Origin of the sequence: Rhodoferax sp. (assembly GCF_037143375.1) — a bacterium.
Taxonomy (GTDB): Bacteria; Pseudomonadota; Gammaproteobacteria; order Burkholderiales; family Burkholderiaceae_C; genus Rhodoferax.
Genome location: NZ_JBAWYV010000055.1, coordinates 1 through 21774 on the forward strand (window position 1 = coordinate 1; position 21774 = coordinate 21774).

General features: G+C 58.3%; 20 protein-coding genes and 1 rRNA gene. 13 read left to right on the plus strand and 8 right to left on the minus strand.

Annotation, left to right across the window (positions count from 1 at the left end):
• Positions 1-304 precede the first annotated feature (304 nt).
• The 5 genes from lnt to WCG50_RS10225 all read right to left on the minus strand — a co-directional run bounded on the left by lnt (position 305) and on the right by WCG50_RS10225 (position 5515).
• Positions 305-1981 (minus strand): apolipoprotein N-acyltransferase, encoded by a 1677-nt coding sequence (lnt, locus tag WCG50_RS10205; RefSeq protein WP_336899491.1) that lies wholly within the window; start codon positions 1979-1981, stop codon positions 305-307.
• Positions 1968-2837, minus strand: coding sequence for a transporter associated domain-containing protein (locus WCG50_RS10210; protein WP_336899492.1), 870 nt, complete (start codon positions 2835-2837; stop codon positions 1968-1970). The genes lnt and WCG50_RS10210 overlap by 14 nt, the downstream gene beginning before the upstream one ends.
• Positions 2838-2924: 87 nt before the next feature.
• Positions 2925-3626: a GNAT family N-acetyltransferase gene (locus WCG50_RS10215; RefSeq protein WP_336899493.1), complete on the minus strand. Its 702-nt coding sequence runs from the start codon at positions 3624-3626 to the stop codon at positions 2925-2927.
• A 59-nt stretch (positions 3627-3685) separates the two neighbouring features.
• Positions 3686-4159: an Lrp/AsnC family transcriptional regulator gene (locus WCG50_RS10220; RefSeq protein WP_336899494.1), complete on the minus strand. Its 474-nt coding sequence runs from the start codon at positions 4157-4159 to the stop codon at positions 3686-3688.
• 60 nt (positions 4160-4219) lie between these two features.
• Positions 4220-5515 carry a patatin-like phospholipase family protein gene (locus WCG50_RS10225; RefSeq protein WP_336899495.1) on the minus strand — a complete coding sequence of 432 codons (1296 nt, stop codon included), beginning with the start codon at positions 5513-5515 and terminating at the stop codon, positions 4220-4222.
• Positions 5516-5657: 142 nt separating this feature from the next.
• Between WCG50_RS10225 and apbC the strand changes: the two genes are divergently transcribed.
• From apbC to WCG50_RS10255, 6 genes are all read left to right on the plus strand, one after another.
• Complete coding sequence (apbC, locus tag WCG50_RS10230; RefSeq protein WP_336899496.1) at positions 5658-6749, plus strand: iron-sulfur cluster carrier protein ApbC; 1092 nt, start codon at positions 5658-5660, stop codon at positions 6747-6749.
• A 109-nt stretch (positions 6750-6858) separates the two neighbouring features.
• On the plus strand, positions 6859-7419 hold the full coding sequence (locus tag WCG50_RS10235) for a DUF3305 domain-containing protein (protein ID WP_336899497.1): 561 nt from the start codon (positions 6859-6861) through the stop codon (positions 7417-7419).
• Complete coding sequence (locus tag WCG50_RS10240; protein ID WP_336899498.1) at positions 7412-7969, plus strand: DUF3306 domain-containing protein; 558 nt, start codon at positions 7412-7414, stop codon at positions 7967-7969. Before WCG50_RS10235 ends, WCG50_RS10240 begins: the two co-directional genes overlap by 8 nt.
• Positions 7896-9998: a 4Fe-4S binding protein gene (locus tag WCG50_RS10245; protein WP_336899499.1), complete on the plus strand. Its 2103-nt coding sequence runs from the start codon at positions 7896-7898 to the stop codon at positions 9996-9998. The genes WCG50_RS10240 and WCG50_RS10245 overlap by 74 nt, the downstream gene beginning before the upstream one ends.
• A gap of 5 nt (positions 9999-10003) precedes the next feature.
• Positions 10004-10630 (plus strand): molecular chaperone TorD family protein, encoded by a 627-nt coding sequence (locus WCG50_RS10250; protein ID WP_336899500.1) that lies wholly within the window; start codon positions 10004-10006, stop codon positions 10628-10630.
• A gap of 126 nt (positions 10631-10756) precedes the next feature.
• Positions 10757-10981, plus strand: coding sequence for a hypothetical protein (locus WCG50_RS10255; protein WP_336899501.1), 225 nt, complete (start codon positions 10757-10759; stop codon positions 10979-10981).
• 78 nt (positions 10982-11059) lie between these two features.
• On the opposite strand, the gene WCG50_RS10260 is transcribed toward WCG50_RS10255, so the two are convergent.
• Complete coding sequence (locus WCG50_RS10260; RefSeq protein ID WP_336899502.1) at positions 11060-13156, minus strand: cache domain-containing protein; 2097 nt, start codon at positions 13154-13156, stop codon at positions 11060-11062.
• Positions 13153-14550 (minus strand): sigma-54 dependent transcriptional regulator, encoded by a 1398-nt coding sequence (locus WCG50_RS10265; protein WP_336899503.1) that lies wholly within the window; start codon positions 14548-14550, stop codon positions 13153-13155. Before WCG50_RS10265 ends, WCG50_RS10260 begins: the two co-directional genes overlap by 4 nt.
• A 441-nt stretch (positions 14551-14991) precedes the next feature.
• On the opposite strand from WCG50_RS10265, the gene WCG50_RS10270 reads away from it, so the two are divergent.
• Genes WCG50_RS10270 through WCG50_RS10300 form a run of 7 tightly spaced genes read left to right on the plus strand, consistent with a single transcriptional unit; the run spans position 14992 to position 21408 of the window.
• A complete protein-coding gene (locus WCG50_RS10270; RefSeq protein ID WP_336899504.1) occupies positions 14992-15201 on the plus strand; it encodes a formate dehydrogenase in 210 nt (69 codons plus the stop codon).
• Between the two features lie 33 nt (positions 15202-15234).
• The gene (locus tag WCG50_RS10275) at positions 15235-18195 is read left to right on the plus strand and encodes a formate dehydrogenase subunit alpha (protein ID WP_336899505.1); all 2961 of its coding nucleotides are present in this window, start codon (positions 15235-15237) and stop codon (positions 18193-18195) included.
• 10 nt (positions 18196-18205) lie between these two features.
• Positions 18206-18838, plus strand: a complete 633-nt coding sequence (gene fdh3B / locus WCG50_RS10280) for a formate dehydrogenase FDH3 subunit beta (RefSeq protein ID WP_336899506.1) — start codon at positions 18206-18208, stop codon at positions 18836-18838.
• Positions 18835-19056 carry a hypothetical protein gene (locus WCG50_RS10285; RefSeq protein WP_336899507.1) on the plus strand — a complete coding sequence of 74 codons (222 nt, stop codon included), beginning with the start codon at positions 18835-18837 and terminating at the stop codon, positions 19054-19056. The genes fdh3B and WCG50_RS10285 overlap by 4 nt, the downstream gene beginning before the upstream one ends.
• An 11-nt stretch (positions 19057-19067) precedes the next feature.
• Entirely contained in the window at positions 19068-20237 is a 1170-nt protein-coding gene (locus tag WCG50_RS10290) for a formate dehydrogenase subunit gamma (RefSeq protein ID WP_336899508.1), read from the plus strand.
• A gap of 21 nt (positions 20238-20258) precedes the next feature.
• The gene (locus tag WCG50_RS10295; RefSeq protein WP_336899509.1) at positions 20259-20597 is read left to right on the plus strand and encodes a hypothetical protein; all 339 of its coding nucleotides are present in this window, start codon (positions 20259-20261) and stop codon (positions 20595-20597) included.
• A gap of 4 nt (positions 20598-20601) precedes the next feature.
• Complete coding sequence (locus WCG50_RS10300) at positions 20602-21408, plus strand: formate dehydrogenase accessory sulfurtransferase FdhD (RefSeq protein WP_336899510.1); 807 nt, start codon at positions 20602-20604, stop codon at positions 21406-21408.
• Positions 21409-21458: 50 nt separating this feature from the next.
• On the opposite strand, the gene rrf is transcribed toward WCG50_RS10300, so the two are convergent.
• Positions 21459-21571, minus strand: a 5S ribosomal RNA gene (rrf, locus tag WCG50_RS10305).
• Positions 21572-21774: the final 203 nt, after the last annotated feature.

A 21774-nucleotide genomic window follows, 5' to 3' on the forward strand; every position in this document is an offset into this window, starting at 1 on the left:
CTTCCTTGTCGGTCGCGAACTTGACCTGCACGCCGGTTTCCTTGGTGTAGGCATCAAACAAGGGCTTGATCAATTGTTCGTTTCGGGCGGTGTACACCACCACTTCTTCGGCTTGCGCGAGCGGCAGGAGCAGCGCGCCCAACAGGGCGGTGAGCCAGGTCAACTTCAGGGTTTTCATCAGATACTTTCCAGACCAAAGGTGAATGAGTGATGCTGATTATTCTCGCACAAATGAGAATCACTATCATCTACATCATCATGACCACATGAAAAAAAGGTTCTAAGTGCTGCCGCAGTGGCCGCGTCATGCGCCCGAAGGCCGGGCGTTTTTAGAGGCGCGGCGGGCCGCCAGACCGACCAAGCCCAAAGCCAGCAGCCAGAACGGCCACAGGCCAAAGCGAGCCACCCAACGGGCGTAAGGCGTAACCCCGTTTCGCCCCTCAACCTCGCCCACCAGCACGGCCCGCGTATCGCGCGGCAGCGCGCTCACAACCCGGGCCCGGTGGTCCACGATAGCGCTGACGCCGGTGTTGGTGGCGAGCACAAACGGCCGCGCAAACTCCAGCGACCGCATGCGGGCAATCTGCAGGTGCTGGTCCATCGCCAGGCTGTTGCCAAACCACGCCAAGTTGCTGATGTTGACAAACACCGTGGGCGCCTGCGCCGCGTCTGCAAACTGCGGCGCCAGCTCTTCGCCAAACAAATCTTCATAGCAAATATTGGCCGCAATGCGCTGACCTTGCCAGACAAACGGCGGTTGCAAGGGTGCGCCGCGGTTGAAGTCGCCCAGCGGGATGTTCATCATCTCGGTGAACCATTTGAAAAACGGCGGAATGAACTCGCCAAACGGCACCAGGTGCTGCTTGTCGTAGCGCCAGGCTTGCGTCTGCCCGGGCTGAAAGCCAAGCACTGAGTTGGTATAACCTTCTTTGTAATTGCCCAGCGGTACGCCGATCAATGCGGCCTGCTGGCCCGAAGCAAACCGCTGTTGCAAACCCTCCCAGTACGCTTCGGGTAGCTGCTGTGGCAGCACCGGAATAGCAGTTTCAGGCGCGATCACCAGCGCGGTGCGTGCGCTTTGCAGTTGTTCGCCATACCACTGCAATGCCAGCGGCACGCCACTACCCGTCTCAAACTTTTCATCCTGCGGGATGTTGCCTTGCAGCAGGGTGACGCCGAGGTGCCCGCTGGACGTCGAGAGTTCCGCCGCACCATGCTGAACCAGCAGGGGCAATGCCAGCAAACCGATCACCGTACCCAGTGCCAGCACCCCGCGCCGCAGTGCGCGATCGCGCCCGGCCTGCACCGCCTGCGCCAGCGCCATCGCCAACCAGGCCGCGGCAAAGCACAGGCCATACACGCCCAGCCAAGGCGCCCAAGCGGCCAGCGGCCCATCGACATGGGCGTAACCCGCGGCACCCCAGCCAAACCCGGTCAGCCAGCGGCCCCGCGCCAACTCGGCCAACAACCAGAATGCTGCAAAAATAATAGCTGCTCGCGCACGATTGACGGGGGCTAGAGCCATATATGATGCACAAACTACCGCGTAAATCAGCGCCAGCAGACCGCTCAGGGCCAGCACCGCCAACACCGCCAGCACGGCCGGCAAACCGCCATAGGTGTGCAGCGCCACGAAGGTCCAGCCAAACGTAGCTGCGAGCCAGGCGGTGGCAAACAACCAGCCCCACAGTGCTGCCAGCCGCCAATTGGCCGGGCTGGACTTCAAGCCCCTTGGGGGGCGGCAGTTTTCCAGCAAACCCGCCAGCAACGCCAGCGCCAGCCACTGCAAGCACCAGACCGGCTCGCCGTGGCGCAATTCAATCCATAAAACAGAAAATACGGGCCCTGCCAGCGGCCATGCAAAGCTGGCGGCGTGGGCCGCGCCGGCCAGCAAAGCCAGCAGCGCAGAAAACCATGAAAAATCTGCCGACAGCGCGGCCCGCAACCGGGCACCGCTTGTCGCCAGCCTAGACAGGCGCATTGGCTACCGGCGACACCTTGAACCACTTCACTGCGCCGCCCTTGGTGTGCAGCACCACAAAATTGAGCCCGGACATCGTGTGCCGCTCGCCGCGCTTGGGAACGTGGCCCATCTCGTGGGCAATCAAGCCGCCAATGGTGGCGAATTCGTCGTCGGGATCGGTACTGATCAACTTGACATCAAAAGCATCGTCCACCCGCTCGATCGGGGTGTCGCCGCTGACGCGGTAGGTGCGGTCGGGCAGTCCAAAAATGTCGCCTTCATCATCGGCAATGTCGAACTCATCTTCGATCTCGCCCACGATTTCCTCCAGCACATCCTCGATCGTGACCAAACCGGCCACGCGGCCAAATTCGTCAATCACGATCGCCACATGGTTGCGGTTGCTTTGAAACTCGCGCAACAAGTCGTTGAGCCCCTTGCTCTCCGGCACAAAAACGACCGGGCGCAACAAGGCGCGGATATTGAGTTCAGGTGCGCGCTGGAGTTTGAGCAAATCTTTGGCCATCAGGATGCCAATGATGTTTTCGCGCTCGCCTTCAAACACAGGGAACCGCGAATGCGCGGTGTCGATCACCCCGTGCATCAAGGCATCGCTGGATTCGCAGATGTCAACCATGTCCATCTGCGTGGCGGGAACCATCACGTCGCCCGCCGTCAGGTCGGCCATGCGGATGACGCCTTCCAGCATGGCGCGCGATTCAGCGCCGATGATCTTGTTTTCTTGCGCCTCGGCCAGGGTTTCGATCAACTCAGCCGTGGAATCTGGTCCCGGGTGGATGAACTCGGCCAGTTTTTGGAGGAAAGTGCGTTTGTCTTCCCGGTCAGGGAGTCGCGGGGAATGGGGGTCTGACACGGCCAGAGGCGCAGGACATGCGGTTGTGATTAAGCCTCTAGCTTAGCGGATTGCTGTGACACCCGGCTGTCGGCGAGGCGCAGCACCTTATTCAGGGGTGATTTGTTGCGCGGCAGGTTGGTCGGGCTGGTAGGCAGGTGCGCCGCTCAACATGTCCCGAAACTGCTTGACCTGCACCTTGATGCGGTAGTCGGTCTTGGCCAACTGCTCTTGCAGCATCTCTGACAAACGACTGTCCAGCGTGGCCGGTAGCAACAGCAAATGCGCTTCGGACTCCGAGCCGTCACGCTTGACGATGGCACCAGCGTTGCGGGCAATTTTGAGCATGGTGGTGTTTTCGCTCAGGGCATGAATAAACAGAGTGCTCACACCCTCGTTACGGGCGTGCATGGAGGCCCGGTCAAACAGCCGTCCGCCGTAGCCCCGGCCGCGCGCCGAATTCAAGACCGACACGCCAAACTCAGCGCAGGCATTCAAGTCGCTGTCGGCCGAAAACGCCAGATGCGCCATGGCAATCAACTCAATGCGCCGGTTGTAAATACCAAATATTTCGTCGCGGTCAAAGTTCAGGCTGTCGGCATAGCGCTGAATTTGCTCGTCGTTGGCCATGAAACCAAAACGCAAGTACCGGTCACGCGGCTCAAGCGCCATCAAATGCCGGGCAATGCGCTGACGGTGATTGGCGCCGAGTGAACGAATAGGCACCACCACCGACGACTTTCGGGTGTACGACGGCTGCGGTGCACGCTCGTAGGGCGCAGGCGTCAAGGGTGGTTTCGTTTCAATCATGGAGGCAACTATAAGGGTTTCCCCTAGGTGCCATCCTCCAAAAAATTAATTTACCTTAATTACAACGGGATTGCCGTCGTGGTTTTCAGACGATCCAGCACAAAACTGGTACGGCAATCCTGAACACTCGGGTGTTTGAGCAGGGTTTCCATCACGAAATGCGAGTACGCGGCCATGTCGCGCACCAGCACCCGCAAAAAATAGTCCATCTCCCCACTCAAGGCGTCGCACTCCACCACTTCGGGCCAGGTTTGCACACTGGCGCGAAACACATCACGCGGGTTGCGCAGCGAACTTTCGGTATTTTTGGCCAGCCGCACGTTGATGTGCGCCATCAAGCCCAAACCGACCGCCTCCGGCTTGACCAGTGCCACGTAGCGGTCAATCACGCCGGTCTCTTCCAGGCGCTTGACCCGGCGCAACACCGCGCTGGGCGACAGGCTCACCGCCTCGCCGATTTGGTCGAAGGTGGCGCGGCCATTGGCTTGCAGGCTGCGCAAAATGCTTTTATCGAGCTTATCCAGTGTTTCCATGGAGAAATTTTGCAGGATTAGTGCGCCTAACGCAAGCAGGTCGCTGTAGACGATTCGTTTTCAGCGCAAACGCAGCGGATCGCGTCGGCGCTCAACGCGGGGCGGTGGGCTGACCGCCAACGCGCCCTCTTGCGGCGCGGGCTCCGCCCAGTCAAAAAAAGCGCAGACCTCGCCGCGTTGCCGGGTGGCATCGGCGTAGCCCAGCGCCATCAACTCCCGGGTGTAGCCCGGCTCAAAAAGCAGGTAGCTGGCCAGCGCGGCCCCTTTCACATCGGCCGCCTTGGACGACACGCCGATGGCGCCGAGCATGGTGCGCACCGGGGCGGGCAAGGTGTCGACATGGCGGGCGGCGATGACGTCCAGCCGTTGCGAGGGGGAAATGACCAGCAACTTGAGCGGGCGCAGGGCGCTGGCGCTGCGGGCTTCGGGCGGCACCAGCGTCAGGGTCTGGTTGATGCGGCGCACGCGCTCAACGTCGACCGCCAGCGCATCCAGAAAGATATTGGACAGCGCGTGACCGGCAATCTGCGCCAGCGAGGGGTAGCTCGTACTGAGCGGCAACTGCGGGTCGCTCTTGGGCTCATGGATGCGCCCGGCCCCGACCACCAGAATGCGCTCGGCGCCCAAATGAATGCAGGGGGCCACCGGGGCCGACTGGCGCATGGAGCCATCGCCAAAATACTCGGCATGACCGTTGATGTGCAGCTCGGTGGCGGGGAAAACAAAAGGAATGGCCGAAGACGCCAGCAGGTGCGCGTGGGTGATTTTGTCGCTCACCGCCAGTCGCTGGCTGCGCACCCAGGGCTGCAAGCGCTTGTCGCCCTGGAAAAAAGTGACGTGCTCGCCCGAGCTGTAGCTGGACGCCGTGACCGCCAGCGCCTGCAGGTGGCCTTTGCGGATCAGGTAGGGCAGGCGCTCCAGCGGCACCAACTGCTTGAGCAACTCGGCCAGCGGGGTGTTGTCGAGCAGGGAGCGCGGTTTGATGCGGCGCCACTTGGCCACCACCCAGCCGAGCGAGAGCAGCGTCATCCAGGTGGCGCCCGAGCGCAGCATGCTCAAGGAATCGGCCCGGTAAATCTGATCTGCGTGAAAATTTTTCCAGAGATCGACGATACGACGCACCGTGGCATCAAAGTCATCTGCCCCACAGGCCAGGGCCGAGGCATTGAGCGCCCCGGCCGAGGTGCCGGCGATGATGGGAAAGGGATTGGGCTGCCCTTGCGCGCCAGCGGCTTTGCGAATATCGGCAATGGCCTCCAGCACGCCCACCTGGTAGGCCGCGCGCGCGCCGCCACCGGTCAACAATAGGCCGGTGCTGGGCGGCGCGGTGGACGACTTGAGCGGCAGGTTCGACATAAAAATATTATCGACCTCCGTTGCTTGCCCCACAGGGGGAATTACCCGAAAACACGACACGACTTCGGGTAAACACTGATTCGCTGACTTCCCCAAGGTTAAATAAGTCTTCGCTAAACTTGGTCGATTACAGGAGAAATAAATGGCAGTGACAGAACAGACGCTGATGGACGCACTCAAGGGTGTGGTCGATCCCAATACCGGACGCGATTTCGTGTCCTCCAAATCCATCAAGAACCTGACCCTCAGCGGCGGCGACGTGGCTTTTGATGTGGAACTGGGCTACCCCGCCAAGAGCCAGATTCCCGGCTTTCGCAAGGCGTTGATTGCGGCTGCCAAGGGCGTGGCGGGCGTTGAAAACGTGTCGGTCAACGTCAACATGAAAATCACCGCACACTCGGTGCAGCGCGGTGTGCAACTGCTGCCCAAGGTCAAGAACATTGTGGCGGTGGCGTCGGGCAAGGGCGGCGTGGGCAAAAGCACCACCGCCGTTAATCTGGCGCTGGCACTGGCCGCTGAAGGCGCCAGCGTGGGCCTGTTGGATGCCGACATTTACGGCCCCAGCGTGCCGATGATGATGGGCATTGACGGCCGCCCCGACAGTGCTGACGGCCAAACCATGGAGCCGTTGGAAAACTACGGCGTGCAGGTGATGTCGATTGGTTTCCTGGTGGCGCAGGACGAGGCCATGATCTGGCGCGGCCCGATGGCCACGCAGGCACTGGAGCAGTTGCTGCGCCAGACCAACTGGCGCGACCTGGACTATTTGATTGTCGACATGCCGCCCGGCACCGGCGACATCCAGCTCACCCTGAGCCAGCGCGTGCCCATGACCGGCGCCGTGGTGGTGACCACACCGCAAGACATTGCCTTGCTCGATGCCAAGAAGGGCATCAAGATGTTTGAGAAAGTCGGCGTGCCCATTTTGGGCATTGTGGAAAACATGGCGGTGCACGTGTGCAGCAACTGCGGTCACACCGAGCATATTTTTGGCGCCGATGGTGGCAAGAAGATGGCGGCTGAGTACGGCATGGACTACCTGGGCGCCCTGCCGCTGGACATGCAGATTCGTCTGCAGGCCGACAACGGCAAGCCGACCGTGGTGTCCGACCCCGACAGCGACGTGGCCAGCATTTACAAAGCCGTGGCGCGCAAGGTGGCGGTGTCGATTGCTGCGAAGAACAAAGACTTTTCGTCCAAGTTTCCGTCCATCAAAATCTCGAAAGAGACCTGAGCCGGGATACCTGCAGGCGCTGGAGAAATATTGATCAAATAGGCCTCTAGCCCCCGTGCTACCTGCGCAAGCAGCTATTATTTATATAGCAACCGGATTGCCTACCGTTATGTCAGTTATTCGCCCCTCCCTTGAAGTCGCCGTGGTCATGCAGCGTGAGCGCACCAGCGGGCCGTCGAGCCACTGGCAGCCTTGGCGCTGGGTACTGGCAGAGGTGGTGGTGCAGGAAGAAGGCTTTGGCAAGGTGCCCCGGTTGCTCTATAAAAATGAGAGCGGCGAACGCTGGCTGCACCCGGGCTTCACCGTTGAATTGTTCAAGGACGATGCCGAGGGCTACCACCTGAACGCCACCACCGAGGCGCCCGGCTGGTTTGTCTTGTGGCGCATGGAGGAGGAGGCCACGCTGTCCGACGAGCCGATGGCCGTGCCCGTGATGGTGAGCCTGAGCTACTTCGACGCCGGCCGCTGGCTGGACGCACAGGAAACCGTGGAGCAAGTGCCCGCCCCGGCACCCGTGGTGGCGTGGTTGCAGGCCTTTGTGGCGGAGTACCACGTCGAGGAACTCAAGCGCCGCAAGCGCCCGGAGAGCTTTCGCTCGTTGACCGACCGCTTTGGCAACCCGGCCTCCATCAGCACCGAGAAAAAAATGGGCGGCGGTGGCCGTGGCTGATGGCTTTTTAGGTCGTTGGTCGCAGCGCAAGCAGGCGGTGCGCGAGGGCAAGCCGCTGGAGGAGCCGGTGGCTGTCAAACCGGTGCTGTTGGTCGAACCGACCACAGCGCCAGCCCCCGCTCTTTCGCCCGATGCTGAACCAGCGGCCATCCCAGCCACGCCGGAGCCGTTACCGCTGCCAACCCTCGAAGATGTGCGCCAACTCACCGCCCAGTCTGACTTTGCCCCGTTTGTGGCCCGCGGCGTGGCGCCCGAGGTGCGCAATGCGGCCATGAAGAAGCTGTTTACCGACCCGCACTACAACGTGATGGACCGGCTGGACATCTACATTGACGACTACTCCCAGCCCGACCCGCTGCCTTTGTCCATGCTGCGCCAGATGGCCAGCGCCCAATTTCTCAATCTGTTTGAAGATGAGAAAGTGGCGAGCCCAGACCAACCGACACCCACCCCGGCCACAGAACCGGCAATAGACCATGACGACCCTGATTTGCGACTGCAACCAAACCATGCCACTGGACCCCAGGAGCCTGGGCGCGGTACTGAATGAAAACCTGACGCTGCATTCCACCCTGTGCCGCCGCGAGGCTGGGGCTTTTCTGGCAGCGGTCAAATCCGGCGAAGAACTGGTGGTGGCCTGCACCCAAGAAAAACGGCTGTTTTCCGAGCTGGCCGAACAAGCGACCAGCAACGCCCCCAGCACGGCCACTTACGCCCCGATCCGCTTCGTCAACATCCGGGAAACCGGCGGCTGGAGCCGCGATGCCGCCCAAGCCAGTCCCAAAATTGCGGCACTACTGGCGGCCGCGCACCTGCCCGACCCCGAACCAGTCGCCACCGTGACTTACAAGAGCGCTGGGCGCTTGCTCATCATCGGCAAGCTGGGTGAGGCCGAGCGTGCCGCCGAGTTGCTGTGCGATGAACTCGACATCACCTTGTTTACCCAAGGCGCCGGCGACTTGGGCGCGATGCAGGAACGGCGCTACCCGGTGCTGGGCGGACAGATTCAGTCGCTCACCGGCTGGCTGGGCGCGTTTGAACTCAAGTGGCTGCGCAACAATCCGATAGACCTTGACCTGTGCACCCGCTGCAATGCCTGCCTGGTGGCCTGCCCCGAAGATGCCATCGGGCTGGATTACCAAGTTGACCTGAACGCCTGCGACGCACAACGCGCCTGCGTCAAGGCCTGCCAGGTGGCGGGCGCGATTGACTTCAACCGTGTGCCAGACTCCGCCAGCGATCACTTCGACCTGGTGCTGGACCTGCGCGCCGCACCGGCCTTTACCCAGCACGCCTTGCCGCAAGGTTATTTGCGCTGGGACGGGGTTGATGCCAAGCCGCTGATGACCTTGCGCGGGCTGGTCGGCGAGTTTGAAAAGCCCAAGTTTTTCGTCTACAAACAAAAACTCTGCGCCCACAGCCGCAATGAGAAAACCGGCTGCAGCGCCTGCATTGACGTCTGCTCAGCCTCTGCCATCAGCAGCGAGAAGAGCCGCCAGCAAATCAAAGTCAACCCCAATTTGTGCGTGGGCTGCGGCACCTGCACCACGGTCTGCCCTACTGGCGCCCTGACCTACGCCTACCCGCGCGCCAGCGACCAGGGCGTCAAGCTCAAAACCATGCTCGGCACCTATACCCGCAGCGGCGGCAAAAACGCCGCGCTGCTGTTGCACAGCCAGCAAGGCGGCACCCGTTTGCTGGGCGACCTGGGCCGCGCTGCGCAGCTCGACCGCGACACCCACGGCGTGCCGGCCCGGGTCATCCCGCTGGCACTCTGGCACACCTCGTCGCTGGGGCTGGAGGTCTGGTTGACGGCCATCGCTTACGGCGCCGCGCAAGTCTGGGTGCTCATGACGGATGAAGAAGCGCCGCAATATGCCGAGGCGCTGCGCAGCCAGATGGCGGTGGCGCAAGCCATCCTGACCGGGCTCGGCTACACCGGCGAACATTTCCGTGTGCTGCACGCCCGTGATGCCCGCGACCTGGCGGATTTGGACCGCGAACTGCAGGCTGCCCCGGCGCAAGGCGTGGGCCGCGCCGCCAGCTTTGCCGTGCAGGCCGACAAACGGGCCACCCTGGAACTGGTGCTGGACCATTTGATCGCTCAAGCCCCGCTCAAACCCGAGGTGATCGCCCTGCCCGCCACCGGCTCGCCACTCGGCACGCTCAAGCTCAACAAGGATGCCTGCACGCTGTGCCTGAGCTGCATCAACGCTTGTCCCGCCAGCGCATTGCAGGACAACGCAGAGTCGCCACAGCTCAAGTTCATCGAGAAAAACTGTGTGCAATGCGGTTTGTGTGTCAGTACCTGCCCGGAGAAAGCCCTCACGCTGGTGCAGCAACTGAATTTGAGCCCGCTGCGCAAAGAGGCCGTGGTGATCAACGCCATGCAACCCTACGCCTGCGTGCGTTGCAGCAAACCCTTTGGCACACTGAAAGCGATCGAGGCGATGCTGGGCAAGCTCAGCGGCCACAGCATGTTTCAGGGCGCGGCACTGGAGCGCCTGAAAATGTGCGGCGACTGCCGTGTCATTGACATTTACTCGGCCCAGAACGAAACCAAAATCACGGACATCTAAACACCATGCCAACGCTCAACGCCCAGCCCAGCTCTGCCCTTGACGAAGAAACCGCACGCTCAGAGCTCTACGGGCTTCTAGCCCTCGTCTACTATGCGCCACCAGCTACTGAATTTATAGCGGAACTGCGCACCTCAGCAACCGAGGCGCCAGCCGCTGGCGCGTTCCTGGAAGAACCCTGGCGTGCTCTGGTGGGCGTGGCCCGCAGCATGACGGATGATGAGATTCAAAGCGAGTTCAGCACCTTGTTTGGCGGCATGGGCAAGCCCGAGGTCTACCTGTATGGCTCTCACTTTTTGAGCGGTTTCCTGAATGAAAAACCACTGGCCCGGTTGCGTACCGACCTCGACCAATTGGGTCTGGCGCGCGACGACAAGATGTCTGAAACCGAAGACCACTTTGCCTACCTGTGCGAGGTGATGCGTTACCTGATCGCCGGTGACGATGTGGCGGTGGCCAACCTGACGCGCCAACGCGCGTTTTTCACGCAACACATTCAGCCGTGGGTGAACACCTTGTGTGACGATCTGCAAAAGCACCCCAAGGCCCGTTTTTATGCCGCCGTGGCCGAACTCACCCGCGCCTTCATGAGCGTGGAAGCGCAAGGGTTTGACATGCTGGAATCCAATTAACGTCGCTGAATCCGTGCACGCTTAGCGATACCGGCTTGAGGCTTGAGGCTTGGTGCTTGAGGCTGGATGCGGGTATGTCCGGCGCGGTTTGGGGGGCCGATGACACCGGGGTAGAGGGCTCCGCTCATGTCCCCCGGACCGGGCTGCGCCCGATCCTCCTCCTTGACTTCGCTGCACCCTCCACCCCGGCGTCATCGTCTGGCAGCCGTGTTGGCCCTCGGTAATTCAACAGCCGATGAACACTCGCAACGGCTTGCAGGCTCAGGACGGTGTGGCATTCAGCGCAGTGAGGTCAAGGAGGAGGCCAAAGGCCGGGGGACACGAACAGCGCTGAGTGCCACACCGTCCTGAGCCCCGCACCATCCTGCCCCCGCGCAGTCCAGAGACCCACACCGTCCTGAGTACCGCCCGCCCAACACCCAGTCACCCTCACACCGCGCTAACACCCACTGCCGGATCCACCGGTTCGCACAACAGCCAAACACTGAATACCGCCCCGCTCACATCTTCCCCATGGTCACGTCGGTTAGCGCCGCGGATGCTGCCGCCGTAGCGCTCCACCAGACCCACGCTGATCCACAAACCCAAGCCGTTGCCCTCTGGTTTGGTGGTGAAGAAGGGCCGGAACAGCTGTTCAAGAATCGCCGGGCTCAAGCCAGCGCCGCTGTCGCAGACCTCAATCACGACGCCATTTCGGCCCTGTTCGTCCTGATCGTCGCGGGTACGCAAGCACAGCGTGCCGCCGTCGGGCATGGCCTGGATGGCGTTGATCAGCAGGTTAATCACGACCTGCGACAGCTCCTGTGAATTGATACCGACCTCGGTGGTGGCCAGCAAACTGCGCTCAAGGCTGATGCGCGTGCTGGCCAGTTGGTGGGCGACCAACACCAGTGCGTTGTTCAGGGTGTGGTTGACATCAACCGCGACCACGTAGCCTGCATAGTCGTTGGGCCGCGCGTGTTGCAGCAACTGGGTCACGATCAGCCGCATGCGCTCCACCTGCTGGTCGAGCAAACTCAGTTCTGTGGTCACGGGTTGGGCGTGCTCGCCCAGCAACTCACGCATCAGGTCCAGATTACCCTGCATGACGGCAATCGGGTTGTTGATTTCATGCGCCACGCTGGCCGTCAACTGGCCGATGGCGGCGAGTTTTTCGGATTTAACGAGTTGCTGCTGCGCCTGCAAAAGCGAGTCGTTGCTGCGGGCCAGTTCGCGCGTGCGGGCCCTTACCTTTTCATCGAGCTCACCGGCCCAGCGTTGCAGCGCCTGGGTCTTGTCATCAATCACATCCAGCAACTGATCCAGGTGACTGGCCAGCACGCCAATCTCGTCGCGGGCGGCTACCGGACCGACGCGCGCACTGGTGTCGCCCTCTTCCACCCGCCGCATGGTGCTGTTCATCTGTTCCACGGGTTTGAAAATACTGCGAGCCCAGCGCACCGAGAACACGGTGGCCAGCACCATCACCCCCAGAAAGATGCCAAGGATCACGGCCAGGGCACCGAACTTCACCCGCCTGAAAGGCTCTTCCAGAAAGCCCACATACAACATGCCAACGCGCTGGCCGGTGGCATCCAGCAAGGGCTCGTAGGCGGACACATACCAGTCGTTCACCACAAAGGCGCGGTCCAGCCAGGTCTCGCCGCGCGTGAGTACCGCATCGTGCACGGCCAGGGAAACGCGAGTGCCGATGGCACGCTGGTCCTGAAACAGGCGCACGTTGGTGGTGATGCGCACATCGTCCATGAACAGCGTAGCCGTCCCATGGCTGCCCAAGGGGAGCGAGCCTTGCGGGTAGACGATCCGGTTGATGGTGTCAATCAGGGGCAGGTTCTGGTTCAGCAACACGCCTGTGCGCAGAATCGCCAGCGTTTCGCCGTGCAGACCCAGCACGGGCGTTGTCGAGAGCATGACCAGCGCCCGGTCTTCAAGGGTGCGCGTGGTCGGCGTGGCGCTTTGGGTGGCAATCAGCGGGATACGAATGCGCTCTGACAAATGCGGCGCCAGGGTCAGCAGGTCGCTCGCACTCATCAAGACCAGGCTGGCTTTTCCCGTCACGATCGGGCCGGTAGCCATCGAACCAGAGGGCGTGGGCTGATTTATTCCCCCATCAGAGGACAGGAGTACACCTTGCGGGTTGTAGAGGTTGACGAAATCAAAACCAAGGCGCGCCCGCGCTTGCGCCAGCAAGTCCTGCAAAGCTTTCTCATCGTGCTTGTCCAGCGCCAGATGCAAGCTGTGTGAACCGGCCACCGCCAGCGCGCCCGCCCCGACATCGCCCAACACTTGGTCAAAGTAGCCGCGAGCCACCGACAGATCGCTGCGCACTTTGGTGATTAACAAGCGGTCATAAGCCGAATTGCCCCAAATAACCAACGCACCAATCAGCAGCGGCAGCACCACCAGCAAGGGCAGCAGCGCCATCGCCAGCAACTTGCTGCGGATGGACAGGGTGACCCACCGTAGCCGCAACAGGTCGCGCCAAGCCGGTGGCCGGGTTTTGGTTTCGGTTTGAATTTGTGTCAAAGGCTGGCCCACTCAGCGTAGCGGCGCTCCAGCGTACGCCGTGAAATGCCCAGCATCTGAGCGGCTTGGGTTTTATCGCCCTGAACCGAGTCCAGCACTGCCAGAATGTGCTGTTTCTCCAGACTTTGCAAGTCGGTGCCACGGCGTTGAAGGGTTGTATCGGTTGTCGATTCGGAGACCGACTGGCCCAGTGAAAATAGTGCCGACACATTGAGCGCGCCCAAAATCAGGGAGCGCTCCATCAGGTTGCGCAGTTCCCGCGCATTGCCCGGCCAGTCGTACTGCTGCAGGTAGCTCATCTCGGTCGGCGTGATGTCCAGCGTCGCCACGCCCAGCAGGGGAGTCAACTGCGCCATGAAATGCTGTACCAGGTCCGGGATGTCTTCCTTGTGCGACCGCAACGGGGGCAGCGTGATGTCCACCACCTGCAATCGGTAGTAAAGGTCTTTGCGAAAGCGCCCGGCGACCACTTCCTCCAGCAGAGACCGGTTGGTAGCTGCGATGATGCGGACGTTCACCGGCAACAACTGCGTGCTGCCCACCGGTCGAATCTTCAGGTCCTCAATAGCGCGCAACAACGTGGCTTGCAGGGCCAGTGGCAGCTCAGCCACTTCATCCAGAAACAAGGTGCCGCCCTGGGCGTAATAAAACAGCCCATCGCGGGCTTTTGTTGCGCCGCTGAACGCGCCTTTGGCGTGACCAAAAAGCTCGCTCTCGATCAACTCCGGCGACATTGAGGCGCAGTTGACCGGAACAAACGGCCCTTGCGCCCGTGGGCTTAAATCATGCAAAGCGTGCGCCACCAGTTCTTTGCCAGTGCCCGACTCACCTTGCAGCAACACGGTGCTGTTGACTGTGGCAAACCGGCGTAGCGACTGATTGAGCGCCACTATGACCGGCGAGTGACCCACCAGGCCATGGGTGATCTGGCTGCGTGAAGACAGCGTTCGTTTCAACACGTAGTTTTCGCGTGCCAGTTGTGAGTTCTCGAAACAGTGCTTCACGGCATTGAGGATTTGCGGCACCCGAAAAGGTTTGAGAATGAAGTCTGAAGCCCCCGCGCGCAGCGCCTCAATGGCCGTCTCCAGATCGGCAAAGGCGGTGATAAAAATTACCTTGCCTGAAAAGCCTTGTTCGCGCAGTTCCTTGAGCCAACTCACGCCACTACGCCCGGGCAGTGAGATATCCAGAATGATCAGGTCCACATGGTGATTGAGCAGGATGTCGGCAGCGTCTTCAGCGCTCGCGGCTTCTATGACCGTGTGGCAACGCGGCACCAGTGTCTTGACCAGAAAGTTGCGCATGCCCGGTTCGTCGTCAACGATCAGGATGGACCAAAAAGGCCAACCATCGGGGTTTTTATCGTTGGTCGAAATAGGTTGGACTTGGTTCACTTTATTCAATCAGAAGGCATAAAAATTCACCAGGAAAGCCGACGAGATTACTCGGGTAATTCGATTAATCAGTGACGATCCCTGGTTGGAGCGACTTGCACTTGATTATCGACAATGGAATTCACCACGGTTTTCGCGACACTTTGTCGCAATACTCGTGACAAATTGGCCAACAAACCGGGATTGTTGAATATCAAAAATGGCTGAACTCATTGATTCATATGTGAAACATCAGTGAAGTTAGTCATGGCACGGTACGTGCTGTAAAACAACTTTTGAAAAGTTGAATTTTTGACGCGACCCAAAGGAATGATCAGGCTTTTTCATTCCGGGGAATAAAGGGTTTTTACCCACTTTCTGAATCTTGCGGACACTGGTAGATTCGAGCCACGTTTTACTATGCAGATCAGTTCCTAGGCGGAACATTCGAGGAGACCCAGCATGACGCAAACCACACAAAAATTATCGCGCCGCACCTTGTTTGCAGGCGCCAGTACGGTCGGCGCCATCGCGGTTGCCACCAGTTTGATGCCGACAGTTAAAGGTCTTGCGCAACCCACCGCGCAGACGCCAAAACCGGCCCCTGAAAAAGGCGGCGGCTACACCTTGAGCGACCACGTCAAACAGTATTACAAGACGACGCTCGTCTGATTGAACCTTTACCCGTCGACTTTGGAGAGTCTCATGTTGTTGACCAAAAAATCGGGCTTGTCTGACACTGCATCCCGCTCCCCGTTTGTGCACAGTCTTCGCCGCGGTCTGTCTCAGGCGTTGCCCACCATGGACCGGCGATCGTTTTTGCGCCGCTCTGGCTTGGGTGTGGGCGTCGGCCTGGCGGCCTCGCAACTGACACTGGTGAAGAAGGCCAATGCCTCGATGGGGGCCACTCTGATCGGTGATGGCAAGATTGAAATCAAACGCACGGTTTGCACCCATTGCTCAGTTGGTTGCGCGGTAGACGCAGTGGTTGAAAACGGGGTCTGGGTGCGCCAGAACCCGGTGTTTGACTCGCCCATCAACCTCGGCGCCCATTGTGCAAAAGGGGCGGCCTTGCGCGAGCACGGCCATGGTGAGTACCGTCTGCGTTACCCCATGAAGCTGGTCAACGGCAAGTACGAACGCATCAGTTGGGACACCGCCCTGACCGAGATCAGCGCCAAGTTACTGGACCTGCGCAAGGCCAGCGGGCCGGACTCCATTTACTGGGTTGGCTCCAGCAAGCACAACAACGAGCAGGCTTATTTGCTGCGCAAGTTTGTGAGTTTCTGGGGCAGCAATAACTGCGACCATCAAGCCCGTATTTGCCACTCCACCACTGTGGCGGGTGTTGCCAATACCTGGGGTTATGGCGCTATGACCAATTCGTACAACGACATGCAAAACAGCAAGGTCGCTTTGTACATCGGCTCCAACGCCGCCGAGGCCCACCCGGTCAGCATGTTGCACATGCTGCACGCCAAGGAATCCGGCTGCAAGATGATTGTGGTGGACCCGCGCTTTACCCGCACGGCGGCCAAGGCAGATGAATATGTACGTATTCGTTCGGGCTCCGACATTGCGTTCCTGTTTGGCATCCTTCACCACATTTTCAAAAATGGCTGGGAAGACAAGCAGTACATAAATGACCGTGTTTTCGGTATGGACAAGATCAAGGAAGAAGTACTGGCCAAGTGGACGCCCGACAAGGTTGAAGAAGCTTGTGGCGTCAAAGAAGCACAGGTTTTGAAGGTCGCCACGATGCTCAACGAGAGCCGTCCTGGAACCGTGGTGTGGTGCATGGGGCAAACCCAGCACAGCATTGGCAACGCCATTGTTCGGGCCTCGTGCATTCTGCAACTGGCCTTGGGCAATGTCGGCAAGTCGGGCGGCGGCACCAATATTTTCCGCGGTCACGACAATGTGCAAGGTGCTACTGACGTCGGACCGAACCCGGATTCGCTGCCTGGGTATTACGGATTGGTGGAGGGCTCCTGGAAACACTTTGCCAAGGTGTGGGGCGTGGACTACGAGTGGATCAAGGGCCGCTTCTCGTCGCCCGCGATGATGACCAAGCCAGGCATTACCGTGTCGCGCTGGATCGATGGTGTGCTCGAGAAAAACGAACTGATCGACCAGGATTCCAACCTGCGAGGGGTGTTCTACTGGGGCCATTCGCCCAACTCCCAAACGCGCGGACTCGAGATGAAGCGCGCCATGGACAAGCTTGATTTGCTGGTCGTGATTGATCCGTATCCATCGGCCACAGCAGCGATGGCCGCCATGCCCGGCAAACCTGAAGACCTGAACCCCAATCGTTCGGTGTACCTGTTGCCAGCCGCCACCCAGTTTGAAACCACCGGTTCTGTGACGGCCTCAAATCGTTCCATTCAATGGCGTGAAAAGGTGATTGAGCCGCTGTGGGAAAGTCGCAGCGACCACATGATCATGCAGCAGTTCGCCGACAAACTGGGCTTTGGCAAAGAACTCTCCAAGAACTTCAAAATGCAGAAGGTCAAGGGCATGGATGAACCCGTGCCAGAAGATATTCTGCGAGAAATTAATGCATCGCTGTGGACCATTGGCTATACCGGTCAGAGCCCGGAACGCCTGAAAGCGCACATGCGCAACATGCACCTGTTCGACGTCAAAACGCTCAGGGCCAAAGGCGGCAAGGACAAGGAAACCGGATACGACTTTACGGGCGATTACTTTGGCTTGCCTTGGCCCTGCTACGGCACGGCGGCCCTCAAACACCCGGGTTCACCCAACCTGTATGACACATCCAAACATGTGATGGATGGCGGCGGTAACTTCCGCGCCAACTTTGGTGTGGAGCGTGAAGGCAAGAATTTGCTGGCTGAAGATGGTTCACACTCCCTGGGAGCCGACATCACCACGGGTTATCCTGAGTTTGACCACGTTTTGCTCAAGAAGCTGGGCTGGTGGGATGACCTGACCGAGGCCGAAAAAACAGCGGCCGAGGGCAAGAACTGGAAGACCGATTTATCAGGCGGCATTCAACGCGTGGTCATGCAAGTGCACGGTTGCCATCCGTTTGGCAATGCCAAGGCACGGGCAGTGGTTTGGAACTTTCCGGATGCCATACCTCAGCACCGTGAACCCATTTACGGAACACGGCCGGATCTGGTTGTCAAGTACCCAACGCATGATGACAAGAAAGCGTTCTGGCGTTTGCCCACGCTTTACAAGACGATTCAGCAAAAAAACACCGCTGACAAAGTATATGAAAAGTTCCCGTTCATCATGACCTCAGGCCGCTTGGTTGAGTACGAAGGCGGCGGTGAAGAAACACGCTCCAATCCGTGGCTGGCCGAGCTGCAACAGGAGATGTTCATCGAGATCAACCCCAAGGTAGCGGCTGACAAAGGTATTCGCAATGGCGAGCGGGCTTGGGTTTCAACACCGACTGGCGCACGTCTGAATGTGCAGGCACTGGTGACTGAGCGCGTGGGGCCAGACACGGTATTCATGCCATTCCACTTCTCAGGTCGGTGGCAAGGGGCTGATATGTTGGCCTACTACCCAAATGGGGCGGCACCGATTGTGCGCGGAGAAGCCATCAACACCGGCACAACCTATGGCTATGACAGCGTGACCATGATGCAAGAGACCAAAACCACGGTCTGCAACGTCGAAAAAGCCTAAGGAGAACACTATGGCACGTATGAAATTTGTTTGCGACGCAGAGCGTTGTATTGAGTGCAATGGTTGTGTCACGGCCTGCAAGAATGAGCACGAGGTGCCTTGGGGAGTCAATCGTCGGCGGGTGGTCACACTTAATGATGGCGTGCCTGGCGAGAAATCCATTTCCGTCGCCTGTATGCATTGCAGTGATGCGCCATGCATGGCCGTGTGCCCTGTCAACTGCTTTTATCGCACAGACGAGGGGGTGGTCCTGCACGACAAGGACGTCTGCATTGGCTGCGGCTACTGCTCGTACGCCTGTCCTTTTGGCGCACCACAATTTCCCTCACTGGGCTCGTTTGGTGTGCGCGGCAAGATGGACAAATGCACATTCTGCGCCGGTGGCCCGGAAGCCAACGGCAGCCAGGCCGAGTTTGAAAAATATGGGCGCAACCGTCTGGCCGAAGGTAAGTTGCCAGTTTGTGCCGAGATGTGCTCTACCAAAGCGCTGATAGCCGGCGATGGTGACATGGTGGCCGACATCTTCCGCAACCGGGTGGTCAAGCGCGGCAAAGGGGCTGAAGTGTGGGGCTGGGGAACGGCCTATGGGTCGAAACCAGCGGGGCAACCAGCCGTGGTGGCTCCTGAGGGAGCCAAATCATGAAGCACGCTTTGTTCATCTTCACAGGGGTCGCATTGCTCTGCGCTTGCGGGGAAAAACCCCAGAATTTAGGGGTCAGCACCAAAGATGATTCAGCCTACTCGGGCACCGGCAAATCTTTTTCGGAGAGCGGTTGGAAATCAGGGGACAAAGCCAGTTGGGAATCGCATCTGAAAGCGCGAGGACAAAACACCCAGAACGAATATACGAAGACTAACTAGGGGAGGCACAGATGAAAAAAGCCTTTTATACCGGTCTCATTTTCTTGCTATTTGCAGGCGGTGTCGTGGCGCAAAGTAAGTCGGCGCCCACCAATGAAACTGCCCAAGCGGTGCTTGCTAATGACACGGGTGCGATTAAAAGCCAAAATATTCTGGATCAAAACCCTGATGCTGGTGTTGAATCAAGATATGCCAAGCAATCGAACGGTGAACGTTCCAAAGTTCAACCCGGCAACAACGCACCGATGTGGCGACAGGTAGGCTCAGGAGTGACAGGCTACAGCAGCTTGCCAGTAAGCCAAGCACCAGAGGCCGGCATTTTGATTCAACCCTTTGTTACCTACCCTGGCTCGCGCATGACGAATGCGGGCGAGGCTTGGCGACAAACTCGCAACAACTGGTTGATTCCTTATGGCGGGTCGTTAATCGTTATTTCTATGCTGGCTTTGGCCATCATGTTTTTTACCAAAGGTCCACTGGGCCACGATTACCCTGTCGACAGTAAAAAGGTAGAGCGATTTACCCCCTTTGAACGAGCGGCACATTGGGCCAATGCCTTTGCTTTTGTCGCCTTGGCCATGTCGGGTTTGACGATCGCGTTTGGGAAATTTATTTTGCTTCCTGTGATTGGTCCCACTCTTTTCGGGTGGCTGACCTACTTACTAAAAAACTTACACAACTTTGTCGGTCCCTTGTTTGCTGTGTCATTATTAATTGTGATCTTGACTTTTGTTAAAGATAATATTGCTAATGCAGCGGATCTGAACTGGTTGATGAAAGCAGGTGGAATGCTCGGCGATAAACAAGTTCCCTCTCACCGGTTTAACGCGGCAGAAAAAGGTGTGTTCTGGTGGGTGGTGACCATACCGGGATTGGTAGTAGTTGTTTCGGGTTTGGTGCTTGACCAATTGGTCCCAGGTTTAGGCCTGTTTCGCAGCGACATGCAGATCGCAAGCATGCTTCATTCAGTGATGGCATTCTGGATCACCATGGTGTTATTGGGACACATTTACATGGGAACCATTGGGACTCGTGGCGCACTTGAGGGCATGAAAACAGGCTATGTCACGGAAGGTTGGGCAAAGGAACACCATGAACTTTGGCTTAATGACATCAAGGCTGGGAAAATTCCAGCCCAGCGTTCGCAGGAAGTGATCGTCAATCCCATCGTTCCGGTTTAAAAAGTAGTTTGAGATAAATTTATGAAACAAGCTTTGAAACAAATATTAGTTGCGACATGCGTCCTTTTGGCTGGATCGGCAGCTCTAGCAAAGTTCCCGGCTATATCGGATGAAGCCAAGGCTAAAGCAGCTGAGACGTCGGCTAAAACCGCCTGGAGCGGTAAGGTCGATGCTTACCTGTTGTGCAAATCTCAAGATAAGGTCGTTGCCCACTACAAGAAGACAAAGCCCGCAGCGAACAGTGCATGCGTTGATCCAGGTCCTTTTGTTTACCTACCACTAGTTGCAAGTGCTACTCCGACAGCATCAGTCACTACACCAGCATCCTCTGCATCAGTTGCTCCTGCTAAAAAGCCCTGAATTGTTGTTACCCAAACTGACACAAGCGCGCGCTCCTTTGACGCGCGAAATTTTCGCAGTCAACGAACTTGGTGAAACAACCGTCGTATCAATACCCGCCGAACGGCCCCTTACTATTTACGTTGATAAGCGAGAGCTTGTCACACTAATGACCTTAGGTGCTCACCCTGAAAAGCTGGTACTCGGGTTTTTACGAAATCAGCGCTTGATTGAGTCAATCGATGAGATTGAGTCCATAACAGTAGATTGGGACGTTGGCGCTGCTGCAGTCAAAACCCGCCAGGGTATTTCTGATATTGAAGCACGCACATCTAAACGCGTCGTGACTACGGGCTGCGGTCAGGGCAGTATGTTCGGGGACATGATGGCTGAGGTCGATCAACTAGTGTTGCCGGCTGCGACCTTGAGTCAGTCACAGCTCTATGGCATCGTCAATGCCATCCGACTTCAGGAAACAACCTATAAGTCATCTGGGTCCGTTCATGGCTGTGCTTTGTTTCGAGGTGAGGAGATGTTGGTTTTTGTAGAAGATGTTGGCCGTCATAACGCCATTGACACCATTGCTGGCTGGATGTGGCTTCAAAACATCACGTCGATGAAGGGAGATGACAAAGTTTTTTACACAACTGGACGTCTTACGAGTGAGATGGTCATCAAATCGGGACAAATGGGAATTCCCATCTTGGTGTCGCGCAGCGGCATTACGCAAATGGGGCATGAACTTGCGCAGCGAATCGGGTTGTGTACGATTGGAAGAGCAACTAATAAGCGGTATTTAAGCTTCACTTGCTCAGATCGACTTACTAGTTAGCAGACGAAAAAAAACGCCCAGTCAATCGACTGGGCGTTTCCGGTTTAATAGCCTGACGATGACCTACTTTCACACGGGAATCCGCACTATCATCGGCGCAGAGGCGTTTCACTTTCCTGTTCGGGATGGGAAGGAGTGGTACCACCTCGCTATGGTCGTCAGGCATAACTTTTTGTCATCTTGAGCTAGTCAAGACAACCAATTTATAGAGCTAATCAGCTTCATCGAATTAACGAACCTACAGTACTTGCATACGTAGGATTTTTGAATGCGTCAACTTGGCATAACTTCCTTGAAACTGCATTTTGCAGATCAAAGTTATAGGGTCAAGCCGCACGAGCAATTAGTATCAGTTAGCTTAACGCA